The sequence below is a fragment of the Escherichia sp. F1 genome (genome assembly GCF_046764225.1).
Taxonomy (GTDB): Bacteria; Pseudomonadota; Gammaproteobacteria; order Enterobacterales; family Enterobacteriaceae; genus Escherichia; species Escherichia coli.
Genome location: NZ_CP177202.1, coordinates 2,955,606 through 2,971,956, shown reverse-complemented (window position 1 = coordinate 2,971,956; position 16,351 = coordinate 2,955,606). Strand labels below are relative to the sequence as shown.

Here is a 16,351-nt window from a genome sequence, read left to right as displayed (position 1 = left end):
ATGTTCTGTACTCTATTGCGCATTTTGATTGTTGACTGAGCAATCAGACAGTTGATGTGCACGATTACCCCTCGCCCTAACAGACTTGGGCGGGGGGGGGGACCCAGTGTGTGCAATATACGAAAAAAAGCCCGTACTTTCGTACGAGCTCTTCTTTAAAGATGGCGGTGAGGGGGGGATTGACTCGCTTCGCTCGCCCTGCGGGCAGCCCGCTCACTGCGTTCACGGTCTGTCCAACTGGCTGTCGCCAGTTGTCGAACCCCGGTCGGGGCTTCTCATCCCCCCGGTGTGTGCAATATACGAAAAAAAAGCCCGTACCTTCGTACGAGCTCTTCTTTAAAGATGGCGGTGAGGGGGGGATTCGAACCCCCGATACGTTGCCGTATACACACTTTCCAGGCGTGCTCCTTCAGCCACTCGGACACCTCACCAAATTGTCGTTCCTGTCTTGCTGGAACGGGCGCTAATTTAGGGAAATCATGACCTGAGGTCAACAAACTTTTTTAAAAAATCGCGCGTTTATTCAAACTTCAATCAATGTGCAGTTTTAATAAGCGAAATCTGCTTTTTTTGCCACCGACCACGGATTTGTTATGCTGGTGGCTTTTGTAGATCATAACGATAAGTGCGAATAAATTTTGCGCAACGCTTTTCGGGAGTCAGTATGGACATCATCTTTTATCACCCAACGTTCGATACCCAATGGTGGATTGAGGCACTGCGCAAAGCTATTCCTCAGGCAAGAGTCAGAGCATGGAAAAGCGGAGATAATGACTCTGCTGATTATGCTTTAGTCTGGCATCCTCCAGTTGAAATGCTGGCAGGGCGCGATCTTAAAGCGGTGTTCGCACTCGGGGCCGGTGTTGATTCTATTTTGAGCAAGCTACAGGCACACCCTGAAATGCTGAAGCCTTCTGTTCCACTTTTTCGCCTGGAAGATACCGGTATGGGCGAGCAAATGCAGGAATATGCTGTCAGTCAGGTGCTGCATTGGTTTCGACGTTTTGACGATTATCGCATCCAGCAAAATAGTTCGCATTGGCAACCGCTTCCTGAATATCATCGGGAAGATTTTACCATCGGCATTTTGGGCGCAGGCGTACTGGGCAGTAAAGTTGCACAGAGTCTGCAAACCTGGCGCTTCCCGCTGCGTTGCTGGAGTCGAACCCGTAAATCGTGGCCTGGCGTGCAAAGCTTTGCCGGACAAGAAGAACTTTCTGCATTTCTGAGCCAATGCCGGGTATTGATTAATTTGTTACCGAATACCCCTGAAACCGTCGGCATTATTAATCAACAATTACTCGAAAAATTACCGGATGGCGCGTATCTCCTCAACCTGGCGCGTGGTGTTCATGTCGTGGAAGATGACCTGCTCGCGGCGCTGGATAGCGGCAAAGTTAAAGGTGCAATGCTGGATGTTTTTAATCGCGAACCCTTACCGCCGGAAAGTCCGCTCTGGCTACATCCTGGCGTGGCGATAACACCACATGTCGCCGCGATTACCCGTCCCGCTGAAGCAGTGGAGTACATTTCTCGCACCATTGCCCAGCTCGAAAAAGGGGAGAGGGTTTGCGGGCAAGTCGACCGCGCACGCGGCTACTAATAAAGCATCAGGTTTCCTGCTATCCTTGGCGGGAATTGAATACAGGAGAGAGTTATGTATCCCGTCGACCTTCATATGCATACCGTTGCCAGCACGCATGCATATAGCACATTGAGTGATTACATTGCCCAGGCCAAACAAAAGGGCATTAAACTTTTTGCTATCACCGATCATGGCCCGGATATGGAAGATGCGCCACATCACTGGCACTTCATTAACATGCGTATCTGGCCGCGAGTGGTTGATGGGGTAGGGATCCTGCGCGGCATCGAAGCTAACATTAAAAATGTTGATGGTGAAATTGATTGCAGCGGCAAAATGTTTGATTCGCTGGATCTGATTATTGCCGGTTTTCATGAGCCGGTTTTTGCGCCACATGATAAAGCGACCAATACACAAGCGATGATCGCCACTATCGCCAGCGGCAATGTGCATATAATAAGCCATCCCGGAAATCCGAAATATGAAATAGATGTTAAAGCCGTTGCTGAAGCAGCTGCGAAACATCAGGTGGCGCTGGAAATCAATAATTCCTCATTTTTACACTCACGTAAGGGCAGTGAAGACAACTGTCGTGCGGTAGCTGCAGCGGTACGTGACGCTGGAGGTTGGGTGGCATTAGGCTCGGATTCTCACACCGCGTTTACCATGGGGGAATTTGAAGAGTGTCTTAAAATCCTCGACGCGGTAGATTTTCCGCCAGAGCGCATTTTGAATGTTTCTCCGCGCCGCTTACTGAACTTCCTTGAATCTCGCGGTATGGCACCGATTGCGGAATTTGCAGACCTTTAATTACTAGTAATGGAAATATATTAATGAACGAGTTTTCTATCCTCTGTCGTGTGCTGGGTTCGCTCTATTACCGCCAACCGCAAGATCCTTTACTGGTGCCGCTGTTTACCCTGATTCGTGAGGGGAAACTGGCTGCGAACTGGCCACTGGAGCAGGATGAGTTACTGACGCGTTTACAGAAAAGCTGTGATATGGCGCAAGTCTCTGCCGATTACAATGCGTTGTTTATCGGCGATGAATGTGCTGTGCCGCCATATCGTAGCGCATGGGTTGAGGGCGCGACGGAAGCGGAAGTGCGCGCTTTTCTTTCCGAAAGGGGGATGCCATTAGCGGATACGCCAGCCGATCACATCGGCACATTGCTGCTCGCGGCTTCCTGGCTGGAAGATCAGTCAACGGAAGATGAGAGCGAAGCACTGGAAACACTGTTCAGTGAGTATCTGTTACCCTGGTGTGGTGCGTTCCTTGGCAAAGTGGAGGCCCATGCAACTACGCCTTTCTGGCGCACCATGGCACCGCTAACCCGCGATGCTATTAGTGCAATGTGGGACGAGCTGGAAGAAGATTCTGAAGAGTAAATGTGATCTGCATCACTCATAACTGCAACAGATAATTTGTTGTTGCATAAAATGTGTGCTCGATCTCATTCATGGCCGCGTTTTCTGCTATCATGCGCGGCATGAACATACTTCTCTCTATTGCAATCACAACAGGCATTCTCTCCGGTATCTGGGGATGGGTGGCTGTTTCCCTGGGCTTACTAAGCTGGGCGGGCTTCCTGGGCTGTACGGCCTACTTTGCCTGCCCGCAAGGTGGGCTGAAAGGGCTGGCGATCTCCGCTGCAACCCTGCTTAGTGGCGTGGTGTGGGCGATGGTCATTATTTACGGTAGTGCACTGGCACCACATCTGGAAATTCTCGGTTATGTCATAACCGGTATTGTCGCGTTTCTGATGTGTATTCAGGCCAAACAGCTGCTGCTTTCATTTGTTCCGGGAACGTTTATAGGCGCATGCGCGACGTTTGCCGGGCAGGGTGACTGGAAACTGGTGTTACCTTCGCTGGGGCTCGGGTTGATATTTGGTTACGCAATGAAAAACAGCGGCCTGTGGCTGGCGGCGCGTAGTACGAAGACCGCTCACCGTGAGCAGCAAATCAAAAATAAAGCGTGAGGGGCACTCACGCTTTCGCTTAAACAGTAAAATGCCGGATTATTAATTCCGGCATTTTTATCTATCAGGATTCCGGTGGAACCGACATATGGCGGTATTTCACTAGAATGTCATTCTGCCGTTCTGCTTTATTTTGCAAATCCCACAGACCACGGTCGATACCATCATTAATCAGGAAAATGACCCCTGTTTCGATAGCCGACATCAGGCACAGCATCACGGGTTCGTTCGAGGTGTAACCCACTTCCCCTTCCAGCAAGCGCTGGTAGTCAATAAAGCGGAAAACCCCGGCCTGAACTTCATAGGAAAGTATCGTCTTACTGGTGTTCACCGAGGAGAGGATCTCACCGGTACTCACATTGACGACGCGCAGGTTCACGGCAATCTGATCGAGCTGGTATTGCGTGTCGGCACCGATCCCAAAATATCTTGCCCCAACACCGCCCGATTTAACGTTGCTTTCATAACCGATAATCGAACCTTCAACCATGATATTTGCCGCCGTTAAAGATTGCAGCGGGATTCGGTTATTAATGGCAACCGTGCCGTTTTCTTGTGCCGCACGAATAATCTTGCGCTCGTTAAGCAGGTTTTGTAAGCCCTGGCGCTCCAGCGGTATAAACCAGCGAGAATCTTTCAATGCCGTGACCAGCATTGCCGTGGCGCTTTGCGGAACAGCAGTGGAAAAGTTACTTGCCGGGTAGGGTTTAAATTGCCCGGTTTCGTCCTGAATGTTGTATACCGAAACAAAGATCTTACCCGTCGGCGCTGGCAGATGGGTCAAATCTTTGTAGCTCTGAGCACGAGGCATTAATGTCGGTCTGGCGGCTTCTTTAGGCGGGGCGGTTAAGCATCCGCTCAGTAACATGACGGCAACCAAAAGAAATAAGCGCTGCATGATTATTTTCCTTATGAAGCTGGGGCTTAAAAATCGGTTGAGTTATTTTGTAAACCCGAAACCTGGATAGTCGAGGTTTGTCCGGTTTTACGATCTGTCACGTTCAACTGCAATTGACCATCGCGGTTAGCGATATCGACAATATAATCGTTGGTCACCATGCGGCCCGGTTTACCGGTATTAATATTCGATAGTAGCCCACCTAAAATTTGTGACTGGATGGCCTGAGTAAAGTTATCTAACGCTGAGGGTGTTTCAATACCAAAGTCATCGTTATAGCTCGGATCTTTATAAGAGTTTTGGGCCTGAGCGCTATTTAATAAAAAAGCGCCATTATTTGGGTTACCACCAAAGTTTGGATTACGGAACTGGAAAGTCATGGTTCCAGCCCAACTTAATGGCGAAATAAGCATGAGTAGAACTACTGCATGTTTGACACGCATTGCAGCCTCCGAACAATTTTTTATTTAGAATTCATCATGCGCCAAATCGCCCGTACTTAATAACGCCTGATTTATCTGGCGACGATTTAGTGCTTCTTCAGTTTGAATCAGTGCAAAGACGACAGTTTTTTCGAAGTCTCTTTTCAACGGGAATAAAAAAGTCTGGAAAATAACGTCCTGATTGACCGTTATTGTGATCCAACTTCCCCATCGTGCACTGGGCCTTTCATTAATCGTTAAGTTACCCGTATAGTCACTTTCCCATTTATCACTAAAGGCTCGGTAAAAATCATGGCCAATAGATGAAACAGTATGGTCAGTTAACAATCCCGGGACTTCTACCTCAACGGCGTGAAGATTCCCTGCGGCGAACAGAAATTCTGCCGCCACAATCCAGCGTAAATAACGTTTCATGGCTTTATCGCCTGAGGTTATCGTTTGCCCAGGAAACCGCTTGTGTCCGGTTTTTTACGGCTATCTTCTTGAAAAGATTATAAAGATGCGTTTTAACCGTATTTTCGCTGATGAACAACGAACGAGCGATCTCGTTATTAGACGCGCCGATACGCAGCTTATTCAGGATCTCTTTTTCCCGATGAGTAAGGAGGGCTGATTCCGTGCTGTTATAACGATAGTTACCTGAATGCGTAATCAGGTAACTGGCAAGCTTTTGCGTAAAGTAGCATTCGCCGCGCAGGACGCCTTGCAACCCATTGACAACACGTTCTTGATCCTCCATGGCATAAAAAACGCCGTTGATATGAGGCCAGTTTTCAATGTCGCGGTACGGGTAATCTTCAGGCGTATTTAGCAACAATATTTTGATATTGTTGTTTTTCCTGCTCAAAGTATCCTGCCAATAATGGATAAGCTTTTTATCCGCTTCCATCATATCCAGAAGAATAATAGAGCCTGAAGATATATCGTCCAGAGAACGTTGAATATTATGTAATTTTCCTGTAATTGCCAGCGATTGTTTAAGGTGCTGCAAGAGAGCTGTCGCCTGCAAAGAAGGTTTAGTGATCAACAATAATGTATGACCATGAATACTATGGACTTCATTAAACATGATGAAACCCCGCTTTTTTTATTGATCGCACACCTGACAGCTGCCTCTAAAATAGAAGCACCAGAAGTACTGACAGATGTTGCACTGCTGTGTGTAGTAATAAATCAGCCCTAAATGGGTAAAATATAAAACTAATGGATTACATCTGATTTCAATCTAGCCATTACAAATCTTAAATCAAGTGTTAAACATGTAACTAAATGTAACTCGTTATATTAAAATGTTAATCTTAAGGTTTTATTAAGTTTAGAAATGATAGAAAAGTTGTACATTTGGTTTTTATTGCACAATTTTAAAAAATCATACAAATGGTGCTAACTTACTAATAATGCATATAAAAAATATTTCGGTGTAGTCCTTTCGTCATGTAAAACGTTCTTGTTTTTTCTTCACACCTCCGTGGACAATTTTTTACTGCAAAAAGACGAGGTTTGTCACGGCTTGTGCGCAAGACATATCGCAGCAATCAGCGACGGGCAAGAAGAATGGCTGTCTGGTGATTTTTGATTGCGGAAAACGGAGATTTAAAAGAAAACAAAATATTTTTTTGCGTAGATAACAGCGTATTTACGTGGGTTTTAATACTTTGGTATGAACAAAAAAAGAAAAATACAACGCGCGGGTGAGTTATTAAAAATATTTCCGCAGACATACTTTCCATCGTAACGCAGCGTTAACAAAATACAGGTTGCGTTAACAACCAAGTTGAAATGATTTAATTTCTTAAATGTACGACCAGGTCCAGGGTGACAACATGAAAAACAAATTGTTATTTATGATGTTAACAATACTGGGTGCGCCTGGGATTGCAGCCGCAGCAGGTTATGATTTAGCTAATTCAGAATATAACTTCGCGGTAAATGAATTGAGTAAGTCTTCATTTAATCAGGCAGCCATAATTGGTCAAGCTGGGACTAATAATAGTGCTCAGGTACGGCAGGGAGGCTCAAAACTTTTGGCGGTTGTTGCGCAAGAAGGTAGTAGCAATCGGGCAAAGATTGACCAGACAGGAGATTATAACCTTGCATATATTGATCAGGCGGGCAGTGCCAACGATGCCAGTATTTCGCAAGGTGCTTATGGTAATACTGCGATGATTATCCAGAAAGGTTCTGGTAATAAAGCAAATATTACACAGTATGGTACTCAAAAAACGGCAATTGTAGTGCAGAGACAGTCGCAAATGGCTATTCGCGTGACACAACGTTAATTTCCATTCGACTTTTAAATCAATCCGATGGGGGTTTTACATGAAACTTTTAAAAGTAGCAGCAATTGCAGCAATCGTATTCTCTGGTAGCGCTCTGGCAGGTGTTGTTCCTCAGTACGGCGGCGGCGGTAACCACGGTGGTGGCGGTAATAATAGCGGCCCAAATTCAGAGCTGAACATTTACCAGTACGGTGGCGGTAACTCTGCTCTTGCTCTGCAAGCTGACGCCCGTAACTCTGATCTGACCATTACCCAGCACGGCGGCGGTAACGGCGCAGATGTTGGCCAAGGTTCTGATGACAGCTCAATCGATCTGACTCAGCGTGGTTTCGGCAACAGCGCTACTCTTGATCAGTGGAATGGTAAAGATTCTACTATGACTGTTAAACAGTTCGGTGGCGGTAACGGTGCTGCTGTTGACCAGACTGCATCTAACTCCAGCGTTAACGTCACTCAGGTTGGCTTTGGTAACAACGCGACCGCTCATCAGTACTAATACATCCTCTGTATTAAAGAAACAGGGCGCAAGCCCTGTTTTTTTTCGGGAGAAGAATATGAATGCGTTATTACTCCTTGCGGCACTTTCCAGTCAGATAACCTTTAATACGACCCAGCAAGGGGATATGTACACCATTATTCCTGAAGTCACTCTTACTCAATCTTGTCTGTGCAGAGTACAAATATTGTCCCTGCGCGAAGGCAGTTCAGGGCAAAGTCAGACGAAGCAAGAAAAGACCCTCTCATTGCCTGCTAATCAACCCATTGCTTTGACGAAGTTGAGTTTAAATATTTCCCCGGAAGATCGGGTGAAAATAGTTGTTACTGTTTCTGATGGACAGTCACTTCATTTATCACAACAATGGCCGCCCTCTTCAGGAAAGTCTTAATTTGTTGAAATATCGAGCATAAGATGAATCTGGAGAGAATGGTCTGCTGCGAATCAGCCAACCTGAAAGTATGGATAACACAACCCTCAAGGATGACTAATCATTGAGGAAATAGAATAAATGTTCAGACCTTTTTTAGACTCTCTAATGCTCGGCAGTATGTTTTTTCCTTTTATTGCCATCGCAGGAAGCAGCGCGCAAGGGGGCGTGATCCACTTTTATGGCCAAATTGTGGAACCGGCATGTGACGTCAGCACCCAGTCATCACCCGTAGAAATGAACTGCCCACAGAATGGCTCTGTTCCGGGCAGAACCTATTCCAGCAAAGCGTTAATGAGCGGCAATGTCAAAAACGCGCAAATAGCCTCAGTAAAAGTGCAGTATCTTGATAAACAGAAAAAGCTGGCTGTAATGAACATCGAATATAACTAAGTTTCTGAACAACTCACCTTGCTGAGCAGAAAAATGCGATTTAACCAAAAAGCCTGCTGTACACTTAAGAAACAAGAAGGTGTAAGGAGGCGTTATGAAAACGCGTATTCATGTTGTGCAGGGTGATATTACCAAACTGGCCGTTGATGTGATTGTGAATGCGGCTAATCCGTCATTAATGGGAGGCGGCGGCGTCGATGGGGCCATTCATCGCGCAGCGGGTCCGGCGCTGCTGGATGCCTGTTTAAAAGTCAGGCAACAGCAGGGCGATTGCCCTACGGGGCATGCCGTTATTACGCTTGCAGGCGATCTTCCCGCTAAAGCCGTAGTGCACACCGTCGGGCCAGTCTGGCGTGGTGGTGAACAAAACGAAGACCAGCTTTTGCAGGATGCCTATCTCAATAGCCTACGACTGGTGGCGGCAAACAGCTATACGTCAGTGGCTTTTCCTGCAATTAGTACTGGGGTTTATGGTTACCCTCGTGCGGCAGCGGCTGAAATCGCAGTAAAAACCGTTTCAGAATTTATTACCCGTCACGCTTTACCCGAACAGGTATACTTTGTCTGTTATGATGAAGAAAACGCCCACCTCTACGAAAGACTCCTTACTCAACAAGGAGATGAATGATTTGCCCCGGCTGGCGAGCGCGGTGCTGCCACTGTGTTCGCAACATCCCGGTCAGTGTGGCCTTTTTCCTCTGGAGAAAAGTCTGGATGCGTTTGCCGCCCGGTATCGTCTGGCCGAAATGGCAGAGCATACGCTGGATGTTCAGTATTACATCTGGCAGGACGATATGTCGGGTCGGTTACTGTTTTCCGCCCTGTTAGCCGCAGCAAAGCGTGGCGTTCGCGTCCGTTTGTTGCTGGACGACAACAATACACCCGGACTTGACGACATTTTACGCTTGCTTGACAGTCATCCCCGCATTGAAGTCCGGCTTTTTAATCCTTTCTCGTTTCGCTTGCTACGTCCGCTTGGTTATATCACCGACTTTTCCCGTCTCAATCGCCGTATGCACAATAAAAGTTTCACTGTCGATGGCGTGGTGACGCTGGTAGGGGGGCGAAATATTGGTGATGCCTATTTTGGGGCAGGGGAAGAGCCACTTTTTTCGGATTTAGATGTCATGGCAATAGGACCAGTTGTAGAGGACGTTGCCGATGATTTCGCCCGCTACTGGTATTGCAAATCGGTTTCACCCCTACAGCAGGTGCTGGATGTCCCGGAAGGTGAAATGGCGGATCGCATCGAGTTACCCGCCTCCTGGCATAACGATGCCATGACGCATCGTTACTTACGCAAAATGGAATCCAGCCCGTTTATAAATCATCTGGTTGATGGAACGTTGCCGCTTATCTGGGCGAAAACACGTTTATTAAGTGATGATCCGGCGAAAGGGGAGGGCAAGGCAAAACGGCATTCACTGTTACCGCAGCGCCTGTTCGATATCATGGGCTCACCCAGTGAACGCATCGATATTATCTCTTCCTATTTTGTACCGACACGCGCAGGTGTGGCGCAACTCTTACGGATGGTGAGAAAAGGGGTAAAGATTGCGATCCTAACCAATTCTCTTGCCGCTAACGATGTTGCTGTCGTCCATGCCGGATACGCACGCTGGCGCAAAAAATTGCTCCGCTACGGCGTGGAATTATATGAACTCAAGCCGACGCGTGAACAAAGTAGTACGTTACACGATCGCGGCATAACCGGTAATTCCGGTGCCAGCCTGCATGCTAAAACCTTTAGCATCGATGGTAAAACGGTGTTTATCGGCTCTTTCAATTTCGATCCGCGTTCAACATTGCTCAATACTGAAATGGGCTTCGTGATAGAGAGCGAAACGCTGGCACAGTTAATTGATAAACGCTTTATTCAGAGCCAGTATGATGCGGCCTGGCAGCTCCGTCTGGACAGGTGGGGACGGATCAACTGGGTTGATCGTCATGCAAAGAAAGAGATTATTCTCAAAAAAGAACCCGCCACCAGTTTCTGGAAGCGGGTTATGGTCAGACTGGCGTCGATATTGCCCGTGGAATGGTTATTATAAGCGTGGCTTAACGGGCTGGTGCTTTATCGTTCTCACGCTTAACAACCGGTTTACCAGAGAACAAAAACTTCAGTAACGGGATGCGTAAATGAATTTCATACAGAATTATCGCAATCCCTACTACGAATATCAGGCCACAGAGAAAACCAAGCCAGTTGGAGGTGATGTGCGGTGTAATGTATGCGCCGAAAAACAGCGTTAACGGGTGGTGAACCAGATAGATAAACAGCGATGCGTTAACAAAATAAGTCACCCGCGCTGACTGGAAGTTAAGCAAACGGTGGCCAAAGGAGAAGACCACATTCACCATCCACAGACCGAGGACCATGGTGATCACCGACTCGGTTTCGTACATCCAGGCATCGCCACTGCCATAGCGCTGGTTGAGTAAGTAAGCGACAAATGCCAATGCTGCTGCGAGGGTACAGCCACGAGACGGCGTGGTAAACAAGGCTTTAAGATGAGGGAAAATGAAAGCCAGTGCGCCGAGGATAAAGAACGGCAAATAAAATAGCGTTTGCATGACAATAAAATTGAACATGCCGTTACTCAGAATGGGCGGATACACAATAAAAATTGTTCTTCTTATTACCGCATAGCCGATGCCGAGGCACAAAAAAATCACCGATAGTTTTACCATCGAGAATTTTTTATTCGTTTTATCAGAATTTTCTAAATTATTTCTGATGCGTTTAAATATCCAGATGCACAGCGTCGTCATGACTACTAACACCAGTAAAAACCACAGGTGTGATATTAATTCCCAGGCCAACGTATTATATTTGTCATACAATGATAGCCCAGGCCAACTTTCCGCTTTCCCTTTGACGTATTGCAGCATAATAAATTGCGGTAATGTCAGTAGGGGGATGGCTGTTAACATCGGGATACCTACACGTTCGACACGTACTTTCCACCATTTTTTCAAGGGATAGCGTAAAAAAAGCATGTAGGAAAAGTACCCGGATATAACGAAAAATACCTGCATGCGGAACGAGTGGATGAAGTCATTAAAAAGGGTCAGCCACAATGACGGTTCGGCGCTATTCACATGCCATGTATGGCTCGAATAGATTAAAGAAATATGAAAAGGGATCCCTAACAACATCAGCCAGGCGCGGATGGAGTCGAGGAAATATTCACGTTGCGCGGGTACTGGATTCATATATGGTTAACTAATCTCGGATTTTTCGTCTTATCCCTGTCGGGTTATGCCTTTAGGCTTGTTGCCATAGCGACACCGACCTGACCGCGCCAGGCGCAGGCTTCAAGGTTTTTATGCATAGCATCATCGCTACCACTAACCAGAATGGAAGCGTCTGTAAGACGGTTGATAAATAAATTTGCTGGCAAACCCTACACGAAGTCGATGCTTCTGTCTTTAGGAGAAGCACGGAAAGTGAAAACGGTTGCAATCAGGTGCTTAATCCATGAGCCAGCGTGCTGAACGATACCGGGATTCTGTTGTCGGAATGGCTGGTTATCCATTAAAATAGATCGGATCGATATAAGCACACAAAGGGGGAAGTGCTTACTAATTATGAAACATAAACTACAAATGATGAAAATGCGTTGGTTGAGTGCTGCAGTAATGTTAACCCTGTATACATCTTCAAGCTGGGCTTTCAGTATTGATGATGTCGCAAAGCAAGCTCAATCCTTAGCCGGGAAAGGCTATGAGGCGCCCAAAAGCAACTTGCCCTCCGTTTTCCGCGATATGAAATATGCGGACTATCAGCAGATCCAGTTTAATCATGACAAAGCGTACTGGAACAATCTGAAGACCCCATTCAAACTCGAGTTCTACCATCAGGGTATGTACTTCGATACCCCGGTCAAAATAAATGAAGTGACTGCTACTGCAGTCAAACGAATCAAATACAGCCCGGATTATTTCACTTTCGGCGATGTTCAGCATGACAAAGACACGGTAAAAGACCTTGGTTTTGCCGGTTTTAAAGTGCTTTACCCGATCAACAGCAAAGATAAAAACGATGAAATCGTCAGCATGCTCGGGGCCAGCTATTTCCGCGTGATTGGTGCAGGTCAGGTTTATGGCCTTTCTGCCCGCGGCCTGGCAATTGATACCGCCTTGCCATCGGGTGAAGAATTTCCACGCTTCAAAGAGTTCTGGATCGAGCGTCCAAAACCGACTGATAAACGTTTAACCATTTATGCATTGCTTGACTCGCCGCGCGCGACAGGTGCTTACAAATTCGTAGTTATGCCAGGGCGTGACACGGTTGTGGATGTGCAGTCGAAAATCTATCTGCGCGATAAAGTCGGCAAACTGGGGGTTGCACCGTTAACCAGTATGTTCCTGTTTGGGCCGAACCAACCGTCGCCTGCAAATAACTATCGTCCGGAGTTGCACGACTCTAACGGTCTCTCTATCCATGCTGGTAATGGCGAATGGATCTGGCGTCCGTTGAATAACCCGAAACATTTAGCGGTCAGCAGCTTCTCGATGGAAAACCCGCAAGGCTTCGGTCTGTTGCAGCGTGGTCGCGATTTCTCCCGCTTCGAAGATCTCGATGATCGTTACGACCTCCGTCCAAGCGCATGGGTGACTCCGAAAGGGGAGTGGGGCAAAGGCAGCGTTGAGCTGGTGGAAATTCCAACCAACGATGAAACCAACGATAACATCGTCGCTTACTGGACGCCGGATCAGCTGCCGGAGCCGGGTAAAGAGATGAACTTTAAATACACCATCACCTTCAGCCGTGATGAAGACAAACTGCATGCGCCAGATAACGCATGGGTGCAACAAACGCGTCGTTCAACGGGGGATGTGAAGCAGTCGAACCTGATTCGCCAGCCTGACGGTACTATCGCCTTTGTGGTCGATTTTACCGGCGCAGAGATGAAAAAACTGCCAGAGGATACCCCGGTCACAGCGCAAACCAGCATTGGTGATAATGGTGAGATAGTTGAAAGCACGGTGCGCTATAACCCGGTTACCAAAGGCTGGCGTCTGGTGATGCGTGTGAAAGTGAAAGATGCCAAGAAAACCACTGAAATGCGTGCTGCGCTGGTGAATGCCGATCAGACGTTGAGTGAAACCTGGAGCTACCAGTTACCTGCCAATGAATAAGACAACTGAGTACATTGACGCAATGCCCATCGCCGCAAGCGAGAAAGCGGCATTGCCGAAGACTGATATCCGCGCCGTTCATCAGGCGCTGGATGCCGAACACCGCACCTGGGCGCGGGAGGATGACTCCCCGCAAGGCTCGGTAAAGGCGCGTCTGGAACAAGCCTGGCCAGATTCACTTGCTGATGGACAGTTAATTAAAGACGACGAAGGGCGCGATCAGCTTAAGGCTATGCCAGAAGCAAAACGCTCCTCGATGTTTCCCGACCCGTGGCGTACCAACCCGGTAGGCCGTTTCTGGGATCGCCTGCGTGGACGCGATGTAACGCCGCGCTATCTGGCTCGTTTGACCAAAGAAGAGCAGGAGAGCGAGCAAAAGTGGCGTACCGTCGGTACCATCCGCCGTTACATTCTGTTGATCCTGACGCTCGCGCAAACTATTGTCGCGACCTGGTATATGAAGACCATTCTTCCTTATCAGGGGTGGGCGCTGATTAATCCTATGGATATGGTTGGTCAGGATGTGTGGGTTTCCTTTATGCAGCTTCTGCCTTATATGCTGCAAACCGGTATCCTGATCCTCTTTGCGGTACTGTTCTGTTGGGTGTCCGCCGGATTCTGGACGGCGTTGATGGGGTTCCTGCAACTGCTTATTGGTCGCGATAAATACAGTATATCTGCGTCAACAGTTGGCGATGAACCATTAAACCCGGAGCATCGCACGGCGTTGATCATGCCTATCTGTAACGAAGACGTGAACCGTGTTTTTGCTGGCTTGCGTGCAACGTGGGAATCAGTAAAAGCCACCGGGAATGCCAAACACTTTGATGTCTACATTCTGAGTGACAGTTATAACCCGGATATCTGCGTCGCAGAGCAAAAAGCCTGGATGGAGCTTATCGCTGAAGTCGGTGGCGAAGGTCAGATTTTCTATCGCCGCCGCCGTCGTCGCGTGAAGCGTAAAAGCGGTAATATCGATGACTTCTGCCGTCGCTGGGGCAGCCAGTACAGCTACATGGTGGTGCTGGATGCTGACTCGGTAATGACCGGTGATTGTTTGTGCGGCCTGGTGCGCCTGATGGAAGCCAACCCGAACGCTGGGATCATTCAGTCGTCGCCGAAAGCGTCCGGTATGGATACGCTGTATGCGCGCTGTCAGCAGTTCGCGACCCGCGTGTATGGGCCACTGTTTACAGCCGGTTTGCACTTCTGGCAACTTGGCGAGTCGCACTACTGGGGACATAACGCGATTATCCGCGTGAAACCGTTTATCGAGCACTGCGCACTGGCTCCGCTGCCGGGCGAAGGTTCCTTTGCCGGTTCAATCCTGTCACATGACTTCGTGGAAGCAGCGTTGATGCGCCGTGCAGGTTGGGGGGTCTGGATTGCTTACGATCTCCCAGGTTCTTATGAAGAATTGCCGCCTAACTTGCTTGATGAGCTAAAACGTGACCGCCGCTGGTGCCACGGTAACCTGATGAACTTCCGTCTGTTCCTGGTGAAGGGTATGCACCCGGTTCACCGTGCGGTGTTCCTGACGGGCGTGATGTCTTATCTCTCCGCTCCGCTGTGGTTTATGTTCCTCGCGCTCTCTACTGCATTGCAGGTAGTGCATGCGTTAACCGAACCGCAATACTTCCTACAACCACGGCAGTTGTTCCCGGTGTGGCCGCAGTGGCGTCCTGAGCTGGCGATTGCACTTTTTGCTTCGACCATGGTGCTGTTGTTCCTGCCAAAGCTATTGAGCATTTTGCTTATCTGGTGCAAAGGAACGAAAGAATACGGCGGCTTCTGGCGCGTTACATTATCGTTGCTGCTGGAAGTGCTGTTTTCTGTGCTGCTGGCTCCGGTACGCATGCTGTTCCATACGGTCTTCGTCGTCAGCGCGTTCCTTGGCTGGGAAGTGGTGTGGAATTCACCGCAGCGTGATGATGACTCCACTTCCTGGGGTGAAGCGTTCAAACGCCACGGCTCACAGCTGCTGTTAGGGTTAGTGTGGGCTGTTGGGATGGCGTGGCTGGATCTGCGTTTCCTGTTCTGGCTGGCTCCGATTGTCTTCTCGTTGATCCTGTCACCGTTTGTTTCGGTGATTTCCAGCCGTGCCACCGTTGGTCTGCGCACCAAACGCTGGAAACTGTTCCTGATCCCGGAAGAGTATTCACCGCCGCAGGTGCTGGTTGATACCGATCGGTTCCTTGAGATGAATCGTCAACGCTCCCTTGACGATGGCTTTATGCACGCGGTGTTTAACCCGTCATTTAACGCTCTGGCAACCGCAATGGCGACCGCGCGTCACCGCGCCAGTAAGGTGCTGGAAATCGCCCGTGACCGCCACGTTGAACAGGCGCTGAACGAGACGCCAGAGAAGCTGAATCGCGATCGTCGCCTGGTGCTGCTAAGCGATCCGGTGACGATGGCCCGTCTGCATTTCCGCGTCTGGAATTCCCCTGAGAGATATTCTTCATGGGTGAGTTATTACGAAGGGATAAAGCTCAATCCACTGGCATTGCGTAAACCGGATGCGGCTTCGCAATAAAAACGTAGTTGCCTGATGCACTACGCTTATCAGGCCTACATCGCTCCTGCAATGTGTTGATTTTGCAAGATTTTGTAGGTCGGATAAGGCGTTCACGCCACATCTGGCAAAAACAACGAGCCAATAAAAATACCGGCGTTATGCCGGTATTTTTTTACGGAAGAG

General features: G+C 48.3%; 17 protein-coding genes, 1 tRNA gene and 1 other RNA gene. 12 read left to right on the top strand and 7 right to left on the bottom strand.

Translation table 11 applies throughout. The features are described from left to right. Positions 1–162: 162 nt before the first annotated feature. Positions 163–299, bottom strand: a non-coding RNA gene (locus ACK8NJ_RS14575) — RtT sRNA. Between the two features lie 44 nt (positions 300–343). After that, positions 344–431, bottom strand: a tRNA-Ser gene (locus ACK8NJ_RS14570). Positions 432–664: 233 nt separating this feature from the next. On the opposite strand from ACK8NJ_RS14570, the gene ghrA reads away from it, so the two are divergent. The 4 genes from ghrA to ACK8NJ_RS14550 all read left to right on the top strand — a co-directional run bounded on the left by ghrA (position 665) and on the right by ACK8NJ_RS14550 (position 3,566). Continuing rightward, entirely contained in the window at positions 665–1,603 is a 939-nt protein-coding gene (gene ghrA / locus ACK8NJ_RS14565; RefSeq protein ID WP_097336446.1) for a glyoxylate/hydroxypyruvate reductase GhrA, read from the top strand. Between the two features lie 54 nt (positions 1,604–1,657). After that, complete coding sequence (gene ycdX / locus ACK8NJ_RS14560; RefSeq protein ID WP_000283664.1) at positions 1,658–2,395, top strand: zinc-binding phosphatase; 738 nt, start codon at positions 1,658–1,660, stop codon at positions 2,393–2,395. Between the two features lie 23 nt (positions 2,396–2,418). Beyond that, positions 2,419–2,973 (top strand): molecular chaperone YcdY, encoded by a 555-nt coding sequence (gene ycdY, locus ACK8NJ_RS14555; RefSeq protein ID WP_001001909.1) that lies wholly within the window; start codon positions 2,419–2,421, stop codon positions 2,971–2,973. A 101-nt stretch (positions 2,974–3,074) separates the two neighbouring features. Next, positions 3,075–3,566 carry a DUF1097 domain-containing protein gene (locus tag ACK8NJ_RS14550; protein WP_032140678.1) on the top strand — a complete coding sequence of 164 codons (492 nt, stop codon included), beginning with the start codon at positions 3,075–3,077 and terminating at the stop codon, positions 3,564–3,566. Between the two features lie 64 nt (positions 3,567–3,630). Here ACK8NJ_RS14550 and csgG read toward each other — a convergent pair whose 3' ends face one another. From csgG to csgD, 4 genes are read right to left on the bottom strand one after another with little or no spacing between them, the layout of a single operon-like run. Continuing rightward, positions 3,631–4,464 (bottom strand): curli production assembly/transport protein CsgG, encoded by an 834-nt coding sequence (gene csgG / locus ACK8NJ_RS14545; protein ID WP_001189321.1) that lies wholly within the window; start codon positions 4,462–4,464, stop codon positions 3,631–3,633. A gap of 26 nt (positions 4,465–4,490) precedes the next feature. Continuing rightward, complete coding sequence (gene csgF, locus ACK8NJ_RS14540) at positions 4,491–4,907, bottom strand: curli production assembly/transport protein CsgF (protein ID WP_001264088.1); 417 nt, start codon at positions 4,905–4,907, stop codon at positions 4,491–4,493. A gap of 24 nt (positions 4,908–4,931) precedes the next feature. Beyond that, positions 4,932–5,321, bottom strand: a complete 390-nt coding sequence (gene csgE, locus ACK8NJ_RS14535; RefSeq protein WP_000833288.1) for a curli production assembly/transport protein CsgE — start codon at positions 5,319–5,321, stop codon at positions 4,932–4,934. Between the two features lie 4 nt (positions 5,322–5,325). Beyond that, complete coding sequence (csgD, locus tag ACK8NJ_RS14530) at positions 5,326–5,976, bottom strand: biofilm master transcriptional regulator CsgD (RefSeq protein WP_000481500.1); 651 nt, start codon at positions 5,974–5,976, stop codon at positions 5,326–5,328. 754 nt (positions 5,977–6,730) lie between these two features. Here csgD and csgB point away from each other — a divergent pair. From csgB to clsC, 6 genes are all read left to right on the top strand, one after another. Next, entirely contained in the window at positions 6,731–7,186 is a 456-nt protein-coding gene (gene csgB / locus ACK8NJ_RS14525; protein ID WP_001469343.1) for a curli minor subunit CsgB, read from the top strand. 40 nt (positions 7,187–7,226) lie between these two features. Beyond that, complete coding sequence (gene csgA / locus ACK8NJ_RS14520) at positions 7,227–7,682, top strand: curli major subunit CsgA (protein WP_000771435.1); 456 nt, start codon at positions 7,227–7,229, stop codon at positions 7,680–7,682. 58 nt (positions 7,683–7,740) lie between these two features. Then, positions 7,741–8,073 (top strand): curli assembly chaperone CsgC, encoded by a 333-nt coding sequence (csgC, locus tag ACK8NJ_RS14515; RefSeq protein WP_000992822.1) that lies wholly within the window; start codon positions 7,741–7,743, stop codon positions 8,071–8,073. Between the two features lie 120 nt (positions 8,074–8,193). Then, positions 8,194–8,505 (top strand): type 1 fimbrial protein, encoded by a 312-nt coding sequence (locus ACK8NJ_RS14510; protein WP_000489565.1) that lies wholly within the window; start codon positions 8,194–8,196, stop codon positions 8,503–8,505. Between the two features lie 94 nt (positions 8,506–8,599). Further along, a complete protein-coding gene (ymdB, locus tag ACK8NJ_RS14505) occupies positions 8,600–9,133 on the top strand; it encodes an O-acetyl-ADP-ribose deacetylase (RefSeq protein ID WP_000857405.1) in 534 nt (177 codons plus the stop codon). Beyond that, complete coding sequence (clsC, locus tag ACK8NJ_RS14500; RefSeq protein WP_001548398.1) at positions 9,075–10,556, top strand: cardiolipin synthase ClsC; 1,482 nt, start codon at positions 9,075–9,077, stop codon at positions 10,554–10,556. The genes ymdB and clsC overlap by 59 nt, the downstream gene beginning before the upstream one ends. Positions 10,557–10,563: 7 nt before the next feature. Here the strand turns inward: clsC and mdoC are convergent, their stop codons facing one another. Then, entirely contained in the window at positions 10,564–11,721 is a 1,158-nt protein-coding gene (mdoC, locus tag ACK8NJ_RS14495; protein WP_119171389.1) for a glucans biosynthesis protein MdoC, read from the bottom strand. A gap of 393 nt (positions 11,722–12,114) precedes the next feature. Between mdoC and mdoG the strand changes: the two genes are divergently transcribed. Both mdoG and mdoH read left to right on the top strand, forming a co-directional pair. After that, positions 12,115–13,650, top strand: a complete 1,536-nt coding sequence (gene mdoG, locus ACK8NJ_RS14490) for a glucans biosynthesis protein MdoG (protein ID WP_001300662.1) — start codon at positions 12,115–12,117, stop codon at positions 13,648–13,650. Beyond that, the gene (gene mdoH, locus ACK8NJ_RS14485) at positions 13,643–16,186 is read left to right on the top strand and encodes a glucans biosynthesis glucosyltransferase MdoH (RefSeq protein ID WP_089703508.1); all 2,544 of its coding nucleotides are present in this window, start codon (positions 13,643–13,645) and stop codon (positions 16,184–16,186) included. Before mdoG ends, mdoH begins: the two co-directional genes overlap by 8 nt. The last annotated feature ends 165 nt before the right edge of the window (positions 16,187–16,351 follow it).

Bases quoted from the DNA above. Each gene is read 5' to 3' on its own strand.
- ycdY (WP_001001909.1), top strand. From the start codon at position 2,419: ATGAACGAGTTTTCTATCCTCTGTCGTGTGCTGGGTTCGCTCTATTAC.
- csgE (WP_000833288.1), bottom strand. From the start codon at position 5,321: ATGAAACGTTATTTACGCTGGATTGTGGCGGCAGAATTTCTGTTCGCC.
- mdoG (WP_001300662.1), top strand. From the start codon at position 12,115: ATGATGAAAATGCGTTGGTTGAGTGCTGCAGTAATGTTAACCCTGTAT.
- csgC (WP_000992822.1), top strand. From the start codon at position 7,741: ATGAATGCGTTATTACTCCTTGCGGCACTTTCCAGTCAGATAACCTTT.
- ymdB (WP_000857405.1), top strand. From the start codon at position 8,600: ATGAAAACGCGTATTCATGTTGTGCAGGGTGATATTACCAAACTGGCC.
- mdoC (WP_119171389.1), bottom strand. From the start codon at position 11,721: ATGAATCCAGTACCCGCGCAACGTGAATATTTCCTCGACTCCATCCGC.
- csgB (WP_001469343.1), top strand. From the start codon at position 6,731: ATGAAAAACAAATTGTTATTTATGATGTTAACAATACTGGGTGCGCCT.
- csgG (WP_001189321.1), bottom strand. From the start codon at position 4,464: ATGCAGCGCTTATTTCTTTTGGTTGCCGTCATGTTACTGAGCGGATGC.
- csgD (WP_000481500.1), bottom strand. From the start codon at position 5,976: ATGTTTAATGAAGTCCATAGTATTCATGGTCATACATTATTGTTGATC.
- ACK8NJ_RS14510 (WP_000489565.1), top strand. From the start codon at position 8,194: ATGTTCAGACCTTTTTTAGACTCTCTAATGCTCGGCAGTATGTTTTTT.
- mdoH (WP_089703508.1), top strand. From the start codon at position 13,643: ATGAATAAGACAACTGAGTACATTGACGCAATGCCCATCGCCGCAAGC.
- clsC (WP_001548398.1), top strand. From the start codon at position 9,075: ATGATGAAGAAAACGCCCACCTCTACGAAAGACTCCTTACTCAACAAG.
- csgA (WP_000771435.1), top strand. From the start codon at position 7,227: ATGAAACTTTTAAAAGTAGCAGCAATTGCAGCAATCGTATTCTCTGGT.
- csgF (WP_001264088.1), bottom strand. From the start codon at position 4,907: ATGCGTGTCAAACATGCAGTAGTTCTACTCATGCTTATTTCGCCATTA.
- ghrA (WP_097336446.1), top strand. From the start codon at position 665: ATGGACATCATCTTTTATCACCCAACGTTCGATACCCAATGGTGGATT.
- ycdX (WP_000283664.1), top strand. From the start codon at position 1,658: ATGTATCCCGTCGACCTTCATATGCATACCGTTGCCAGCACGCATGCA.
- ACK8NJ_RS14550 (WP_032140678.1), top strand. From the start codon at position 3,075: ATGAACATACTTCTCTCTATTGCAATCACAACAGGCATTCTCTCCGGT.